Here is a 17,202-nt window from a genome sequence, read left to right on the forward strand (position 1 = left end):
TTTAATAAGACTTGCTTAATCAAACGCTAGTGTTTTTATGCTAATTTAAAAATAGCTTTTAGACTAGGTCTAAAAGCTTAATTTGTTTTTAGCTCTCTTTTAAGAGTTTGCTTGCGAGCATATCGGCTTTTGCTTTATCTGTATCTTTTTTTACGGATTTATAAATTTTAGATATATAATTTTCCAAAACTTCGTGGCAAGATATTACTTTTTCGTTTTCGCTTCTTGCTACTTTTACGTATTCACCGCTATTTTGTAGCTCAAAAGCCAGGTCGTTGTCGCTTAGCTGAAGCTCTAAAATTTCAAGTAGCCTCTCTTGAAGCCTAGGCTCAAAAATAGGCGTCATAAGCTCCAAGCGACGCTCTAGATTTCGTGGCATCCAGTCAGCGCTTGAGATATAAATTTTTGGCTGAGCATGTTTAAAATATAAAATTCTAGCGTGCTCTAAGTATTTGCCAATTATTGAGCGAACTTTTATATTTTCGCTTTTTCCTTTTATGCTAGGCCTTAGTCCGCATACGCCACGAACTATTAGATCGATTTTGACGCCTGCATTTGAGGCATTGCTAAGCTCATTTATCACGTCTTCATCAATTAGGGCGTTCATTTTAGTGATGATTCTACCTTCGCTTCCTTTACTTGCCTCCACTCTTATCTTTTCTATAATGCGCTCTTTTATCTGAAAAGGCGACATGCTAAGAGCGTTTAGGCGACGGTTTTTATTATACCCTGAGAGGATGTGAAAAAATGAGGTCGTATCCTGGCTAAATTCTTCTTTGCTTGTAAATAGGCTCACGTCGGTGTAAATTTTAGCCGAACTGCCGTTGTAGTTGCCTGTACCAAAGTGCATGTAAAATTTAAGCTTATCGCCGATTTGGCGGATGACCTGGCTAACTTTTGCATGCACCTTAAAGCCTGTGATACCATATATCACGTGCGCCCCAGCATCTTCAAGTGCCTTTGCCCAGTGCAAGTTATTTTCCTCATCAAACCTTGCCTTTAGCTCAACCATCACGGTTACTTGCTTGCCGTCACTTGCGGCGTCTATTAGACTTTGAATTATTGGTGAGCTTTTATCGACTCTATAAAGTGTCATTCGAATAGATATGACTTTTGGATCTTTGCTAGCTTCTTTTATAAAGCTTACAACTGGATCAAAGCTCTCAAATGGATGCACTAAGAGTACATCTTCTTTATCTATGGCGTCAAACACAGATATGCCATTACCAAATGGTGGTAGTGTTTTTGGAACGTAAGGTGTATTTGCTAGGTGGGTAAAATTTTTACTTCCAGCTATCTCCCAAAGCGAGCTAAGAGTGAGTGGGATACTTGAAAAATAGACATCTTTATGAAAAATTTTCATATGAAAATTTAAGAAGTCCAAGATGTCAGCATCTACATTTTTATCAATTTGCATACGAACAAAAGCCCCTTTTCTGCGAAGCTTTAGTCCTTGCTCAAGTATCATCATAAAATCATCCGCCTCTTCTTCTTCGATGACGATATCAGCGTTTCTTGTCACTCTAAAAGCAGCCGAGCTAAGTAGCTTATACCCTGGAAAAATTTCTTCTGCGTGGCGGTGTACGATCGTTTCAATCGGCACAAAAACATTACTACTTGGCTGTGTAAAACGTGGCAAGACTCTTGAAATTCTTATCATGCCGTATTTTAAAATTTCTGGATGCTCAATATCGGCAAGCTTAACTGCAAGCGAGAAGCTAAGGTTGTTTAGGTGCGGAAATGGATGAGTCGCATCGACAGCGATAGGCACGATGACTGGCAAGATATTTGAGAAAAAGTATTCGTCACACTTTTGTTTCAAGCTATCATCAAGCTCGTCATAATTTTTTATAAAAAGCCCCTCTTTGCTAAGAGCATTTACTGTTTTTTTATAGTGATCTTCTACTAAATTTTGCTCATTTTGTAGATATTTTCTAATCTCTCTTAGCTGATCAAGTGGGCTCATGCCATCGCCACTGCTTGTAGTAGCTCCAGCTGCAAAAAGCTGCTTTAAGCCAGCAACTCTGATCATATAAAACTCGTCTAGGTTTGTCATATAAATAGCTATAAATTTTAGCTTTTCAAGTAAAGGAATTTCCTTTTCACACTGAGCGAGCACCCTTGAATTAAAGCGTAGCCAGCTTAATTCTCGGTTTATAAAAAGAGTTTCATTTTCGCTCATCATCTTCTCCTTGTGTGTTTTTGAGTTATTTTATGATATATGCGGTTATAAAGTTCTTACTTTATTTAAAATTTTGGTTACAATAAGCCAAAACTTAAATTTAAAGGCTTATTATGTCTGATTATGTGATATTAGTTGGTATCTTTTTAGTGGCAGTCGTTGTTTTTGCGCTTATTAAAAAGATATCGTTTTAGCTTTTAAATTTCTCCCACCACAAATAAGCAAATATGAGCCCAAAGCCCTTGACTTTGCTCTCGTCAAAGGCAAATTTCATCATATCTTCTCGTTTTATAAAAACAAGCTCGATATCTTCGCCATCGACGCCACCGCCAGAATTTACCTTCATACTCTCATCGATCTTTGCGTAAAACATCGTTTGTGTGTTGCCTCCAAAGCCAAAAGCACCGTATGTCATTGTGATACGCTCTATCTCTTTTAGCTCATAGCCCACTTCTTCGATCGCTTCTTCTCTGGCTGTTTGCTCTTCGCTTAGTCCTTTATCCATAAGCCCTGCGCAAAGCTCGTAAGTAAAGCCTTGCTCATTTGTTTTGATGCCTTCTTTCTCTTGTGAGTACCAAACAGCCGGGCGAAACTGCTTTACAAATAAAAAGGCATCTTTTTGCTCGTGATATAAAAAAATACTAACGCTATTCATCACTTTTACGCAGTCCCAATCTCTTTGAACACCATTTTGCATAAATTTCATCTTAAATGGCTTTAGGTATTTTGACTCATCAAGAGGCAGAATTTCTAAATTAGTTATAGTAGTATCCATTTTGCAAGTCCTAAAAAGCTAAAAAATCCTATCGCATCTGTAAAAGTAGTAAGAATGACGGCTGAGCCGACTGCAGGATCTATGTTAAAGCGCCTTAGCATTAAAGGTATGATCGTGCCAAAAAAGCCAGCAAAGAATAAATTTGTAACCATGCTAAGCCCAATAACAACGCCAAGCATACCTTTGTCAAACCAAACAGAGGCAATTATGCCCATTACCACACCAAAGATTAGTCCATTTATGAGTGAAATACTAACCTCGCGTTTTAAGACATTTTTGGCATCTTTAAACTCTATCTCGCCAAGTGCCAAACGGCGAACCGTAACGGCAAGCGCTTGTGTGCCGGTATTTCCACCCATTGATGCAACTATTGGCATTAAAACAGCAAGAGCGACGTAGGCTGCGATTGTCTCGTCAAAAAGTCCGATTATGGATGAGCTAAAAAGAGCTGTTAGTAAATTTACGCCAAGCCAAACCGCACGACCACGACCAGCCTTAAAAAGCGTATCGTCCTCTTCTGACTCGTCATCAACGCCGGCTAGGTTATAAATTTGCTCAGTTGCACTCTCTTGAATATAGTCGTGAATATCATCAGATGTGATACGACCAAGCAAAATTCCAGTGCTACTTGTAACTGCGATAACATTTAAATCGTACTCTTGAAACATATCAGCGACATTTTGCATAAGGTCCATATCATTTGCAACATGTGGCTTGTAATGATCGATCTGTGCTGACTCGATATTTTGCTTTAGCGTCTTTGTAAAATCAAAAAGTATAAGATCTTCAAGTGGGATAGCGTATTGTAAAACGCCATTTTTATCGATGATAAAAAGCTGAGAGATATTTTCTAGCTTGCCTTCTTGCTTTTCTCGTCTAAGTCTTGCTACTGCATTGCCAAGCTTTTCTTCAAGGTGAGCCGAAAAAAGCTCTGTTTGCATGTGAGCACCAGCTCTATCTTCTTCGTAGCTTCTAAGTCTTAAAATTTCATTTTGGTTTTCTCTATCAAGCTCGTTAAAAAGCTCTCTAGCTTTATCTTCGTCGATATCCTCGATGTATTGAAGCAAATCAGTCGCATCATCGCTCTCTAGCTCTTCAAGTGCTTCTACGATCTTTTCAGCTGGAAGTTGTTCGATCACATCTTTTAGCATATGATCAGGTAACTCAATAGCAACATCACCTAAAATTTCAGGATCTAGCTTCTCAAGATAGTGAGCAAAAAGCTCTTCATCGTGCTTTTTAAGTGTTTTTAGGTGCTGGGCTAGCTCGTAAGGTGAGAGTTCATTGTCTTCTAAATTTTCATCTAAATGCTGATCTATCAGCTCTTTTGCTTCATCTAGTTCTTGATTCAAAATTTGCCTTTAAAATTCTATTACGTTAGGGAAAAATTCCACTTTATGATACTCTTTTTCGTTGCTTAAAGCATTTTTTATTAGCTCATCATTTTTACTAACAACTGCTTTAAATTTAGCTGATTCTTTCTTATCCTCTAGGCTTTTAACGACCTTTATTGCACTTTCTGGATTGATAGGTTTATTGTCTCTATAAAGACCAAAATGAAGGTGTGGCCCTGTGCTCATACCGCTTGTGCCAACGTAGGCTATAAGCGTGCCTTGTTTGACTTTTAGACCACCTTTTATGCCTTTAGCAAAGCCATTTAGGTGAGCATAAAGTGTCTCGTAGCCACCAGCATGAGAGATGATGACGGTTCTGCCATATCCGCTTTTTTGTCCGACAAATTTAACCGTACCATCGCCTGCGGCTTTGATTGGTGTACCTTTTGGAGCACCGTAGTCAACGCCAAGGTGCGCTCTATATCTTTGTAAAATAGGGTGCCATCTTTTTAGAGTAAAAGCTGATGTGATTCTAGCGTTTGCAAGAGGGCGAACTAGTAAAAATTTATCATTTTTCTTTCCGTTTTTATCATAAAATTTATCTTCAAATTTATACATGACATATCGTTTATTTTTTGTTTCTATCATCGCAGCATAGATTTCTGGAGTGCCAAAAGAGCGGCCCATACGTATTTTTTGATTATAAACGATAGCGATCGTATCGCCTTTGTTTATCTTTTTAAAATCAATGCCACTTCCTTTAAAAATTTCTTTAAAGCCAAGAGCTAGCGTGCCAGAGCCAGTGTAGTCAAAAATGTCTTCAGAGACTGATTTGTCCACCTTTAAGGCTAAAAATTTATCCTCACTTTGATAAGAGATGGGAAGAAATTCGAGCTTAAATTTATCATTGTCATCTCTAAAAATATGCATTTGAAGCTCGTCACTAACAGGGATTAGTACTTGTTTAGTGTTACCGTTGTCGTCTTTATAAATTTGATACTTTGTGCCAGCGATGATCTCTTCTGTTAGCTCTTGATCTTCGGTTGCTAAGTTATAGTAAAGTGAAAGTGGGATTTTGTTTGTCTCTAAGAAATTTAAGAAGTTACTTCCATTTGGCCAGCTAAGCTCGTCGACACTTGGCTTTATAGCGTATAAATTTATAGATAATATTGCAAAAATTATAAAAATACGAGGCATTAATGTCCTTTTAAAAAGCTGGTGGGATTTTAACTAAAACTTGCTTTAATTTTGCAAAAGATAAAGCATTTTAGGCTATAATCGCTCTAAAAATTTAAACTTAGGAGATATTTTTGAAACGTATATTTGTGATTTTATCGCTAGTTTTTGGCTTTGCTTTTGGGGCTGATTTTTCTTTAAATGAGTATAGAACTCCTATAATTAGCGTCGATAGTGATGGCACAGCGACAATAGTTGATAGTCCAGAAATTTTAATTGGCTCAAGTGGCGTTGTGCTTCATAAATTTGACACTGATAGCTCTATCATCGCAAGAGTCAGTGTTATCTCAAAAAATTCTGGCTTTGCTAAGATTAGATTTGAAGTGTTTGATCTACTTGAACAAAAAGCGCTCCCACTTCCAGGCATTGCACCTGCAAATGGCGATATGGTCGTGCTAAACTATCTTTATAACCGCTCATTAATCATTGTGCCAAATAAAGAAATTTACGAAGAGATCACATCTGCGTTTCCAAATATGATATTTATCCATCCAGACCTTATTGGAGCGTATCTAAGCTACGAATACAAGCCAAATCCAAGCAGAGATGACTTTAGAAAAATGTGTGCTCAAAGTGCAGCTGGCTTAATTTTTATAGCAATGGATGGTAGGAGCGTTTTTGCTGATTGCCAAAGCTTTAAAGTGCTAAAAGAATTTAAAAGTGGCGAGGTTGAGTACTATCAACTTCCATTTTATACAAGAGTTAGCGACATAGACACCGTCTTTTGGAAGCTAAATAGCGAGCACATCAACAACTACGACGCTCACTACGAAAAACTTTTTGAAGAAGACAACTGATAAATGAGCCGTTTGTTCTTAAGTAAGCAAAATTTAAAGGAGTTTTTAAATTTGCTCCCAACGCTTAAGGACAAAGAGCTCTTTCACTATGCCTCAAGCCTTAGTTTTCATACGATTTTATCGATCATTCCGATACTTCTTATATCGTTTTCTATCTTTACAAAACTGCCTAGTTTTGAGGATTATTACGCCAAAATTCAAGACTTTATATTTTCAGCTCTTTTGCCAAGTAATCAAGAGATCATCTCAAACTACTTGCAAAATTTCTTACAAAATAGCGGAAATTTAGGCTTAGTTGGCTTTGTAGCGATGATATTTACATCGGCTATGTTTTTTAGCGACTATGAATATGTAGTTTTAAAAGTGACACGTGCAAATAAAGCTAGAGGATTTTGGTCGGCACTTAGCTCATACTGGACGCTTATAACGCTTGCACCACTTGGCCTTGCCGGTAGTTTTTATCTCTCAAGCCTCATTCAAGAGATGCTAAACTCAAACGTGATCACAAACTCGATAAATTTTTTAAGCATATTCCCATATCTCATCATCTGGGCGATATTTTGCATCACATATCTCATCTCAGTAAATGACGAGATAAAGTTTAAAAGCGCACTTTTTAGCTCATTTGCAGCCTCGCTTGTTTGGTATCTTGGAAAGTCGGCCTTTGTCTATTACGTCCTTTACAACAAGACCTATCTAAGCGTTTATGGCTCGTTTTCAGCCGTGCTTTTTTTCTTTGTCTGGATCTATATATCGTGGATCATCTTTTTATATGGACTAAAGCTTTGTGCTTATCTCTCAAACAGCTCAAAATTTAAAAGATAAATTTAATAGTTAGTACCAGCTGGCAATATATTTTTATAAATTTACCAGCTGGTGTGATTTGTATTATTTTATGTAGAATATTATGTAAAATCAGCGTTTAAACTCGCAAATTTCTATCTTTACGCCAAGTTCTTTGCTAAATTCTTTAGCCTTTTTCTCTAGCTCGTCTTTGTCAAAGCAGATAAGATCTATGTAAGATCGCATCTCGCCATTTGCTTCACCTATGATCTCACAAATTTCACTCTCTTTTAGCGCATCTGAAATTTTGTTTTTGCTATCAACGCCAAACTGTATGTCGCCACCGTGAGATATGGCTAAAAAGCAAAAATTTATGCCAAGCTCAAAAGCTTCGTTATAAGTATCGCTTGCACCGTCGTAGTACTAGTTTAGTAGCTCGCTAAGAGATGTATATCCTGTAAAAACGTCGTCACGTAGTTCATTTGAACGAGGCTCTAGCTCATAGACCATAAAATTCTTAAGCGGCTCGTTTGAGGCTTCTTTGCCAAATTTATCATCTATAAGATCGGTAAAGTCGATCAGCGGCACGCCTTTTTCTCTTGGCTCGTCCACGATCTCAAACTCTCCAAGCATATTTATCATGATCATCTCACCAACTACGTTGTCACAAAGTATGAGAGATAATGTATAAGCCTTATTTTCATCTTCGCTTTTAAGCTTGCTTAGAGTTTCGTTGTAGAGACACATATCTACGCTTTTGTCATTGAAATTTGCATAGACCATGACGTCGTTTGCATCAACACTTACGCCATACATCTGTATAGTAGCGACGTTTCGTGGTGCACGTGGTTTGCCAAGTGTGCAAGTAAGCTTTGCTTCATACTCTTTTGGCATACGCGATTTGATAAATTTAAGCCACAAAAGCCTATGTTTAAGTCCTTCTGGAGTAAGTACTAGATCGATCTTCCCATCAATAAGGCCTATCATAAAAGTTGGATCAACCAAACATAAATTTAGTGCCTCTTCGGTCATCTTGCTTGCAGCTTCAAAATTTTTATCTTCTAAATTTTGTTTGATGGCGTCTAAATTTTTGCCAAACTCGCTCCAAAATTTATCAACTCTGCTTGCAAAGCTAGAGCTCTTTTTAGAAAACCACATTTTTATCCTTGTTTATTAAATTTTTCAACATTTTTTTGCGCATAAATTTTCATCGATGGAAATTCTAAGGCACTTAGCTTATCATATCCCTCTTCATTAAAAACACATCCAGTATCAATATTAGCGCTATTTGTATAGAGCTTAGCCTCACGCACTGGCGTGTGTCCGTAGACGTTAAATACGCCTTCTACTTGCGTCATATCGCCTCTGCCTGATAGTACATGCCTTCTAAACTCATCTCTTGATCTATCATCATCTCTTAAGTCCCAAAATTTACCAACGGCCGAGTGAGAGACGACTAGATGCTCGCCATTTTGGTTTTTACACTCTTTAAACTCCAGATAAACTGGCCTTTGATCTAAAAAGTCAATATGCCTTTGCTTGAACCCCACGCTTTGGCCAAGGTATGATCCATATGTCGCCACGCCACCATTGTTGAAAAACCAACTCGTGTCAAACGGTGCTTGGTTGTTTAAAAATTCATATTTATTGCTTAGCAGTCTGCGCTCATGATTTCCCATTACCATTTTATAGTTATTTTGTATGATTAGCTCGACTACATTGCAACTAAAAAGCCCCCGATCTATTACATCTCCGACAAAGCAAATTTGTGATTTTTCTTTGTCTGGAAACTGCTTGATAAGCTCTAAAAGTGTGTTAAAACAGCCGTGCACATCGCCTATGATATAAATTTGCTCGCTCAATTTTTCTCCTTTGTGCCAAATTTTAGTCTATTAAGCTTAAAAATGTAGTGTAAAAAAACACTTTTGTATAGCTGTACTATATTGGTGTAATGCTAGCGATATATTAAAGTTAAAACCTAGTAAAAGTATTTAAAATTTAAGGAATTTAAAGTAGAAGGGAGCCTAAGCTCCCTAAAATCATTGTGCGTAAAAGCCGCTGACCTTACCGGTTAGGTCAATCATGATGTTTTTCATCTGAGTGTAGTGCTCAAGGATGATCTTGTGAGTTTCTCGGCCGATACCTGAGTTTTTATAGCCACCAAATGGGCTTCCTGCTGGGATTTGATTATAAGTATTGACCCAGACTCTGCCAGTCTCCATAGACCTTGCAACTCTTAGAGCTTTTGTGATGTCTTGCGTGAAAATTCCGCCACCTAGACCGTATTCGCTATCATTTACCATTTTGATAAGCTCGGCTTCATCTTTAAATTTGATGACAACGCCAACTGGTCCAAAAATTTCTTCCTGAGCCACTCTCATATCGTTTGTCACATCAACTAGCAGCGTTGGCTCGACAAATGCGCCCTTGTCGCAACCATTTGCGGTGTAGGCTTTGCCGCCGACTGCTACTTTTGCGCCTTCTTTTTTACCGATCTCGACGTACTCTAATATCTGCTCAGCTTGTTTTTTATTGATCTGCGAGCCCATTTGAGTGCTAGGATCTAGCGGATCGCCAACTTTTATAGTGCTAAATTTCTTAACCGCAGCCTCTATAAATTTGTCGTAAAAGCTCTCTTCTACGAAAATTCTAGATCCTGCGCAGCAAACTTGACCTTGGTTAAATAGTATTCCAAGCTGAAGGCCATCAAGCGCTTTGTCTAAATTTGCGTCGCTAAAGAAGATATTTGCGCTCTTTCCGCCAAGCTCAAGTGTAGCTGGGATGATACGGCGAGCTGCAGCTATGGCGATATCTCGGCCGATCTCTGTTGAGCCAGTAAAAGCTAGTTTGTCAAGTCCTGGATGGTTTTTGATCCACTCGCCACTCTTACTACCTCTGCCAGTTACGATGTTTATTAAACCTTTTGGCAAAATTTTATCTATCAGCCTAAATAGCTCAAGCACGCTTAGACTTGTCTCGCTTGAAGGTTTAAACACGCTCGCATCGCCTGCTGCGATCACTGGAGCTAGCTTCCAAGCTGCCATTAAAAATGGAAAATTCCAAGGCACGATCTGACCCACAACACCTATTGGCTCGCGTAAAACGATAGAGAGTTGCTTCTCGTCAAGGACGTTTGCGCTGCCTTCTTCGCCCATGATAACGCCAGCAAAGTACCTAAAATGCTCTGCTGCAAAAGGAATATCAACATTTAGCGTCTCTCGGATCGGCTTGCCATTGTCCATGCTCTCAACTTTTGCCAAGTGCTCTTTGTTTTCATCGATGATGTCAGCGATTTTGTTTAGTAGCTTTGCACGCTCGCTAACTGTGGTGTGTTTAAATTTCTTAAAAGCCTCACGTGCAGCACGTACAGCGTCATTTACATCTTCTTCGGTAGCATCAGCGATCTTTGCAAGGTGCTCGCCGTTTGCTGGATTTTTTGCATCAAGTGTAGCACCGTCTTTTGCGTCACGCCACTCACCATTTATGAAAAGCCCATATTTTTCTAGTAGTTTCATACTTTTCTCCTTTATTAAGATTTTGTAAAAGGATTATAATATTAATAAAATTTATCAAAAATAAATTTTGGACATAAATTCTATTTTTTAATAAATTTTATTGTTTAGAGTAGGATGATTTTTTAAATTTAATTTTGCCAAGAGAGCGAAAACGTAGTCTCGCCATCAAGTTTGCTTTGGCATTTTACGAAGATATCATTTTTCTTGCAGCACTCTTTAACTAAATTTAGCCCTATGCCAAAGCCACCTTGATCGTCGTTAAATCTCGTATAGCGGTCAAAAATTTTCATCTGATCCTCTTTGCTGATGCCTCGACCGGTGTTGCTTATGCTAAAGAAATTTGGCTCTAAAGTGATGCGTACTTTTGAATTTGGCGCTGCATATTTGGAGGCGTTGCTAAGAAGGTTGTCTAAAATTTTGCTCACACCCCCAAGATCTGCATTTATAAAGCTTGGCTTTAGGCTACTATCTATCTCAAGTCCGCGTTTGGCAAAAAATGGCGAGAAATAGTTCAGCCTTTGTGTGGTTAGTAAATTTAGGTCTATGAGCTCTTTTTTGCCAGGCTTATCTAGGTTAAAGCTTAGATGAACGAGCGCGTCATAAATGTTATTTAGGCTCTTTGCGGCAAGGCTGATATTGTTAAAACGCTTTAAATTTCGCTCATTTAGGTTGTCAAGATCGGCCGTTTCTATGCTCATGGAGATGACGCTTAGAGGCGTGTTTATCTCGTGTGTTGAGTCTTTTATAAAGCGGTTTAGCGTATCTATCTTTTCATAAAGCGGTCTTAGGCTTAGTTTTGCTAGGTAAAAGGCGACAAAGAGCAGGGCAAAAAAGAAAAAGAGTGCCTTTAGTGTGGTTGAAATTTGTAAAGACAAAATTTCAGCCTTGATATCTTTGCCAACTAGAAAAATATCTGCGTGTGAGAGCTCATCTGTGGTGTTGTCGTCCATGTACTGGATCTTTTCAAATATCGCGACCTTGCCGCTGATCAAATTTACATTTTTGCTTTTATCGATCTTTTGACAGTCAAAGTCTTTATAAATTTTCTCACCATTTTTTAGCACGATGCAAGCATGCACGCCTTTTTCTTTTGTTAGACTTGAAATTGAATCAAGTCCATTCATTCTAGCTTTCATGTAAATGCCCATTTTTATCTCTTTTAAAGACTTCACCTCGTTTAAAATGAGCGTTTCTTTTTTGTTTTTATAGTCATGTATGAAAAAATATCCTAAAAATAGCACAGAGCTAACAAGATAAAGAGATAAAATTTTAAATAAAATTTGCGTTTTTTCAGACATAGATATAGCCGTCTCCACGCCTGTTTAATATGGCTTCTTTGCCCAAAATTTGGCGTAAATTTTTGATATATACACGAAGGCTAAGCTCGCTTGGCTCCTCGTTATATTTCCAAATTTTATTAAAAATTTCATCTTTGGTTAAAATTTTGCCTTTGTTTTGCAAAAATAGGGCGAGTAAGTCACTCTCTTTACTAGAGATATTTACATTTTTGCCATCTTTGCTTAGTGTCTTGCTCTGCGGATGAAAGCTAAATTCGTTTGAAATTTTGATCGCATCGCCACTGTGATGTGAGAAATTTCTCTTTAGAAGTGCTTGTATACGAATGAGTAGCTCTTTTAGCTCAAATGGCTTTTTTAGATAGTCGTCGCAGCCACTTTTGTAGCCTTTTTCAAGATCGTCGATGGTGTTTAGTGACGTGGTAAAGATGCTAGGTGCACTAACACCTAGCTCTCTTAAGGAAGAAAGAAGTGAAAAACCATCTCCTTGTGGGAGTTTGACGTCAAGTATAAGCAGGTCGAAATTTTGCTCATATGCAAGATCAAGCGCCTCTTTGGCGTTATCTGAAGTGGTGACATCATAGCCATTTTCGCTTAGATACTCACTGATGAGATCAAGTAAAATTTCATCATCTTCAACGAGCAAAATTCTAACCATTAAGCACCTTTACATGCCTTTTTTCATTTCGTCTTTTTTCATACCCATGTCGTCTTTTTTCATTTCGTCTTTCATGCCCATGTCATCTTTTTTCATTTCATCTTTTTTTATCATGGGTTTTTTGCCCATGTCATCTTTCATCATCTGCTCTTTCTTCATCATCTCGTCTTTGCCCATGTCATCTTTTTTCATCATTTCAGTAGCATTTGCAAGACCACCAAGCATAAACATAGCACCAAGTGCAACTAGTAGTAATTTCTTCATAACGTCTCCTTTAAATGAAATATGATGAAATACTATCTCTTTAGTGTTAAGTGAGTGTGAATTTACGCAAATACAAAATAGATAACTGGAAGCGTGATAAATGAAAACAGCACGCCGATAGCCACTGAGGATATGGCTAGAGAGCTATCAAGGCCAGCTTTTATGATCATTGCACTTGCAAGGGCTGATGTTGGCATTGCACATTGAAAAAGACCAACGACCCATGTTCTATTCATTTGGATACCTGAAAATTTTAATATGATGAAAAATATGATAGCTGGCAAGATCATCTTGCATAAAAGCACGACACTAACACCTTTGTAAGTGCTTGTGATACTGCTAAAGTTAAGTCCAACACCAATCGCAAAAAGTGCCACCGGAGTAACGCTACCTTCAAACATCCTAAGTGGAGCAAAGATAAACTCAGGTAAAGGGACTTCTTTTAAGATAAGAGCCATAATAAGCGCGATAAATGGCGGAAATTTTAAAATTTTCATCGTATTTTGAAATAGCGAAACCTTCTCAGGTGCGGCAAAAGAGAGAATAAGTGGCCCAAGGATCGAAAGTGGGATACCAGTGGCTATTTGATCGTAAAAGATGACCTCATTTACCATTGCATCGCCAAAGAAGCCTTGAATGACAGGCATACCGACAAATAGGGTATTACCAAAAAGGCTTAGCATGACCATACTAACAGTTGTTACTTTAGTAAATTTAAAGATCTTACCAAGCACCAATGCCATGACAGCGCTGATAGCTGTTGAGCCAAAGCCAATTAAAATTGTATTTATAAGCGAAACATCGACGTTTACGTGATAAATTTTGTCAAAGATTAGCGCAGGCATTGCAAAACAAAGGACAAAATCCACAAATGGGATCGAGTGCTTTTGCTCAACAATGCCGACTTTTTTAGCAAAAAAACCAGTTGCGATTATGAAAAAAATTGCAAAAAGTGGAGTGAAGTTCATAGCATTCTCTTTTAAATCTAAATTTTTACGGAAAATTGATTATAGGACCCATAAGATTAAATTACAATAAACCTTTTTTAAAATTTGCTCTCAAAATTTATGCCTTAATATCAACCTTTTTATAAAATTTATCTCTCTCATCTATCTTTTCTTTACTCTTTAAATCATTTTCAAGATAGCTGATATTATAAATTTCTCTTGTAGATATGCTTTTGCCATTATTTAGACTGATTAAAAATTTACTCTCAAATTTATTCGATAGATTGGCAATAGCGATCGCTCCAGCATCTTTTAGGCTTACGATTTTATCACCTTGCATGAAGCCAATATCCTTAAAATCCAAGCTATTTAACTGAACATTATTCATATCTTTTGCCTCTAAATTTATGCTAGTTTTTAGCTCGCTTGATGTATTTAGCTTGCCAGTATCGTTATAAAGCTCTTTTACGTCTATCTCTCTACCACTATCAAATTTTAGCCTTATAGTGCCATCTTTGTTTAGCTTCATAGCTATGACGCTATCGCTATCTTGCAAAGATGCGGCAGCTGTGGCTTCATTTGTTATAAAAGCCTTTTTTACTTTTTTTAAATTTGAGACACTAAACTCAAGTCCAGTTGCTTGCTTAAATTCATTTTCCATCGCGATCATTTTGGCTGATTTTGTCTTCTCAAGCTTTGATATATAAGCGTCTGCATTTTCTTCAAATTTCTTTAAATTATTGCCAAGATTTTCTATCATTTTATTATATGCGTCAAACTCAGCGTTATAATCTTTGTAAAATTTCATAAAACTATCTTTTTGAAATTTTGTATATGAGAAATTTTCATCTTTTTTGTAATCTTTGCTCGGCTCAATGATTGGATTAAACTCGCTTAATCTTGCAGTGTCATCAAAACCCACTTTAAGATAGGCAAAATTTTTAAAAGAGCTATCTTTGCCAAAGATATTATTGTGTCTTAGATCGACCCAGCCGTCATTTTGGGCATATTTTTTAAAGAAATTATTTATATCATTTTTCTCTATCTTTTCATATCTGTTTTCTGCAGCGAACAAAGTATTTGGATCTGAGGCGTAGTAAGAGTGTCTATAATCAATATCTTTTGTATCCACATAAAGATCGGGATTATTTGTGATCGTTGCTTTACGATTTAACTCTTCTCTTTTTATTTGATTGTGATTTATGACATTTGTGCTGATAAACTGCCTAAGATCAACCCTTGGCATCACATCGCTTAAATTTGCTATTTTTTCATTTCCATCTTTGTCGTAACCCCTTACTTTTAGCTTATCAAAGAGTATATCTTTTTGGTCTAGCACACCATCACTATTACTATCAAAGCTAAAAAGATAACTATTATTTTCTAATTTTGTAGTGCCAAGTTTATCGTTATCGCCGTAAATATCTAAAAATACTTCTACTTCGCCATATTTTGTTTTTAGAGTGTTTGAATAAGCGTAATCATTTAAATTTTTAAATTTTGTATTTTCTAAGTATCCACTTTTTAGTGTAGATAACATGCTGCTACTATCTGAAGCTTTTATATTTTTAAAGTAGGAATTTTCACTAAAATGATAGCCTCTAGAAAGCTCATCGGAGTAAATTTTATTGTTGCTGTGGATGAGATTTTTTGAGTAGTTATTTAAAATTTCTTCTACTTTTTGTAGGATTTTGTGTCTATTTTGCTCTTTGATCTCGGAATCAGTGATATTTATAACCTTGCTTGCCTTTATACTTTCTTTTAAATTTGAAATTTGTTCGTTGTTTATCTCTAAATCTTGTTTATCCTTAAAGGCATGGAGCATATCTGTAGGATTTTCTAAATCTTTTAAATTTATAAAGTTATATTTTAAAGATGCAATATTCATCTAAAATCCTTTTTAAAGATGTTGTAGATAATATCGGATAAATCTAGAAAGTATTTAGGCGTATAATGGTGCCCGAGGTCGGACTCGAACCGACACAAGGTTGCCCTTACCAGATTTTGAGTCTGGCGCGTCTACCAGTTTCACCACTCGGGCTAAGTTAAGATTGAAATTTTAGATTTGTGAGAAAAAAAGAAAAAAGGGGAGACTTGCTCCCCTAAAAAGAAAATTATTTCTTTTTACCTTTTTTAGCAGCACCAGCAGCAACTGCTTCTTTAAGTTTTTTGCCAACTTTGAATTTAACTGCTTTGCTAGCAGGAACGTCGATAACTTTTTTAGTTCCAGGAACTCTAGCTTTTCTTGCAGCTCTGTCAGCAGTACCGAAAGTACCAAAGCCTATAAAGCTAATTGTATCGCCTTTTTCAAGAACTGCTTGGATTGTCTCCAAAGTAGCATCAACAACTTTTAGAGTATCTTTTTTTGAAAGACCAGCCTTATCGGCAACAGCTTGAATAAATTCAGCTTTTTTCATGAACCATCCTTTTAAGAAGTTATGTGGCTATATTACACTCTTTTAAAAAAAAATACAATACTTTTTCCCTAAATTTAGCTCTTTTTTACGTTTTTTTAACAAAAAATGCAATTTTTTAAAAATTTACTCGCAAATTTCAAACATAAGCTCGGTCTTTAGACCAAACTTTTTCATATCAATAAGCTTTAAATTTTTAAAATTTAAGCTCATTAGTTCATCTTTATTTTTTATAAGTTTATTTGCTATCTGGCGCAAGACTTCGCCTCTATACGCTTTTGCGTGATGACTCACTATTTTTTTATTTTTTACAAAACAAAAAGTTATGTATTCTTTTTTTATAGTGTAAAATTTTTCATAAAACTTAGCTCTAAGGTCTAAGATCTCATCATTTTGTAAAAATTCATCAACCGCTTTACTAAAATTTTTTTCATAAAATTTTGAAATTTCAAAGCCATCTAGCTTTTCACCTTGCTTTAGTTTGTACTCTGGTATCTCATCTTTTGCTAAGATAGGCCCAAATAAATTTGAAAATATTAAAACATTATTATTTATATATTTTTGTGCCTCGTTGTCTAAACCACGATAGTTTAGATGTTTATAAGCCACTCCATCATACCTTAAAGTAGCTTTTATGCTGCCTTTTTGAGATAGGGTTTCTCGCAGCTGCTTACTCTCTTCAAGCTCTTTTAGCCCAAAAAGCTTTTTTATATCGTCTAAATTTGCTTTTTTTAAAAACTCATCGTATCTATTTAAAATTTCAACTCTTTTATCAAAAAGCTCTGGAAATATCAAATCCTTACCATTAAATTTATTATTTGTATTTAGAGAAATTTTACTTTCGCTTGGAGAAAAGAGAATTTTTAATGCCATTTTTCTTGCCTATTTTATATATAAATTTTTGTTGGATTATACAATAAACTTTTTATGCTAAAAAAAATCAAATTTTTACCGATATAAAAACAAGCGGAATCATTTTTGCTTAGAGTGAATAAAAATTTA

15 protein-coding genes, 1 tRNA gene and 1 pseudogene are annotated in these 17,202 nt (G+C 36.5%); 2 read left to right on the forward strand and 15 right to left on the reverse strand.

Annotation, left to right across the window (positions count from 1 at the left end; genetic code table 11):
* Nucleotides 1-88 precede the first annotated feature (88 nt).
* The 4 genes and pseudogenes from CCON33237_RS04070 to CCON33237_RS04085 all read right to left on the reverse strand — a co-directional run.
* Nucleotides 89-2,194: pseudogene (locus CCON33237_RS04070) on the reverse strand (RNA degradosome polyphosphate kinase); the annotation flags it as partial.
* Nucleotides 2,195-2,372: 178 nt separating this feature from the next.
* A complete protein-coding gene (locus CCON33237_RS04075) occupies nt 2,373-2,957 on the reverse strand; it encodes an NUDIX domain-containing protein (protein ID WP_054196503.1) in 585 nt (194 codons plus the stop codon).
* Nucleotides 2,942-4,309 (reverse strand): magnesium transporter, encoded by a 1,368-nt coding sequence (mgtE, locus tag CCON33237_RS04080; protein WP_054196504.1) that lies wholly within the window; start codon nt 4,307-4,309, stop codon nt 2,942-2,944. Before mgtE ends, CCON33237_RS04075 begins: the two co-directional genes overlap by 16 nt.
* Before the next feature lie 9 nt (nt 4,310-4,318).
* On the reverse strand, nt 4,319-5,488 hold the full coding sequence (locus tag CCON33237_RS04085) for a peptidoglycan DD-metalloendopeptidase family protein (protein WP_054196505.1): 1,170 nt from the start codon (nt 5,486-5,488) through the stop codon (nt 4,319-4,321).
* 113 nt (nt 5,489-5,601) lie between these two features.
* On the opposite strand from CCON33237_RS04085, the gene CCON33237_RS04090 reads away from it, so the two are divergent.
* Nucleotides 5,602-6,324, forward strand: coding sequence for a plasminogen-binding N-terminal domain-containing protein (locus CCON33237_RS04090; protein WP_054196506.1), 723 nt, complete (start codon nt 5,602-5,604; stop codon nt 6,322-6,324).
* 3 nt (nt 6,325-6,327) lie between these two features.
* Nucleotides 6,328-7,149 (forward strand): YihY family inner membrane protein, encoded by an 822-nt coding sequence (locus CCON33237_RS04095; protein ID WP_054196507.1) that lies wholly within the window; start codon nt 6,328-6,330, stop codon nt 7,147-7,149.
* Between the two features lie 381 nt (nt 7,150-7,530).
* Here CCON33237_RS04095 and CCON33237_RS04100 read toward each other — a convergent pair whose 3' ends face one another.
* The 11 genes from CCON33237_RS04100 to CCON33237_RS04150 all read right to left on the reverse strand — a co-directional run bounded on the left by CCON33237_RS04100 (nt 7,531) and on the right by CCON33237_RS04150 (nt 17,073).
* A complete protein-coding gene (locus CCON33237_RS04100) occupies nt 7,531-8,265 on the reverse strand; it encodes a hypothetical protein (protein ID WP_169748876.1) in 735 nt (244 codons plus the stop codon).
* A 2-nt stretch (nt 8,266-8,267) separates the two neighbouring features.
* Nucleotides 8,268-8,969: a metallophosphoesterase gene (locus CCON33237_RS04105; protein WP_054196508.1), complete on the reverse strand. Its 702-nt coding sequence runs from the start codon at nt 8,967-8,969 to the stop codon at nt 8,268-8,270.
* 177 nt (nt 8,970-9,146) lie between these two features.
* Nucleotides 9,147-10,622 carry an aldehyde dehydrogenase family protein gene (locus CCON33237_RS04110; protein WP_054196509.1) on the reverse strand — a complete coding sequence of 492 codons (1,476 nt, stop codon included), beginning with the start codon at nt 10,620-10,622 and terminating at the stop codon, nt 9,147-9,149.
* Between the two features lie 128 nt (nt 10,623-10,750).
* Nucleotides 10,751-11,920 (reverse strand): sensor histidine kinase, encoded by a 1,170-nt coding sequence (locus CCON33237_RS04115; RefSeq protein WP_054196510.1) that lies wholly within the window; start codon nt 11,918-11,920, stop codon nt 10,751-10,753.
* A complete protein-coding gene (locus CCON33237_RS04120) occupies nt 11,913-12,575 on the reverse strand; it encodes a response regulator transcription factor (RefSeq protein ID WP_054196511.1) in 663 nt (220 codons plus the stop codon). Before CCON33237_RS04120 ends, CCON33237_RS04115 begins: the two co-directional genes overlap by 8 nt.
* Nucleotides 12,576-12,584: 9 nt before the next feature.
* Nucleotides 12,585-12,839 (reverse strand): pyruvate kinase, encoded by a 255-nt coding sequence (locus CCON33237_RS04125; protein ID WP_054196512.1) that lies wholly within the window; start codon nt 12,837-12,839, stop codon nt 12,585-12,587.
* 62 nt (nt 12,840-12,901) lie between these two features.
* Nucleotides 12,902-13,807 carry an AEC family transporter gene (locus tag CCON33237_RS04130; RefSeq protein ID WP_054196513.1) on the reverse strand — a complete coding sequence of 302 codons (906 nt, stop codon included), beginning with the start codon at nt 13,805-13,807 and terminating at the stop codon, nt 12,902-12,904.
* A gap of 97 nt (nt 13,808-13,904) precedes the next feature.
* Nucleotides 13,905-15,674, reverse strand: coding sequence for a hypothetical protein (locus CCON33237_RS04135; RefSeq protein WP_054196514.1), 1,770 nt, complete (start codon nt 15,672-15,674; stop codon nt 13,905-13,907).
* A gap of 66 nt (nt 15,675-15,740) precedes the next feature.
* A tRNA-Leu gene (locus CCON33237_RS04140) sits at nt 15,741-15,827 on the reverse strand.
* Between the two features lie 73 nt (nt 15,828-15,900).
* Nucleotides 15,901-16,203, reverse strand: coding sequence for an HU family DNA-binding protein (locus CCON33237_RS04145; protein ID WP_012001719.1), 303 nt, complete (start codon nt 16,201-16,203; stop codon nt 15,901-15,903).
* A gap of 123 nt (nt 16,204-16,326) precedes the next feature.
* A complete protein-coding gene (locus CCON33237_RS04150; RefSeq protein WP_054196515.1) occupies nt 16,327-17,073 on the reverse strand; it encodes a YaaA family protein in 747 nt (248 codons plus the stop codon).
* Nucleotides 17,074-17,202: the final 129 nt, after the last annotated feature.

The sequence above is a fragment of the Campylobacter concisus genome (genome assembly GCF_001298465.1).
Classification (GTDB): Bacteria; Campylobacterota; Campylobacteria; order Campylobacterales; family Campylobacteraceae; genus Campylobacter_A; species Campylobacter_A concisus.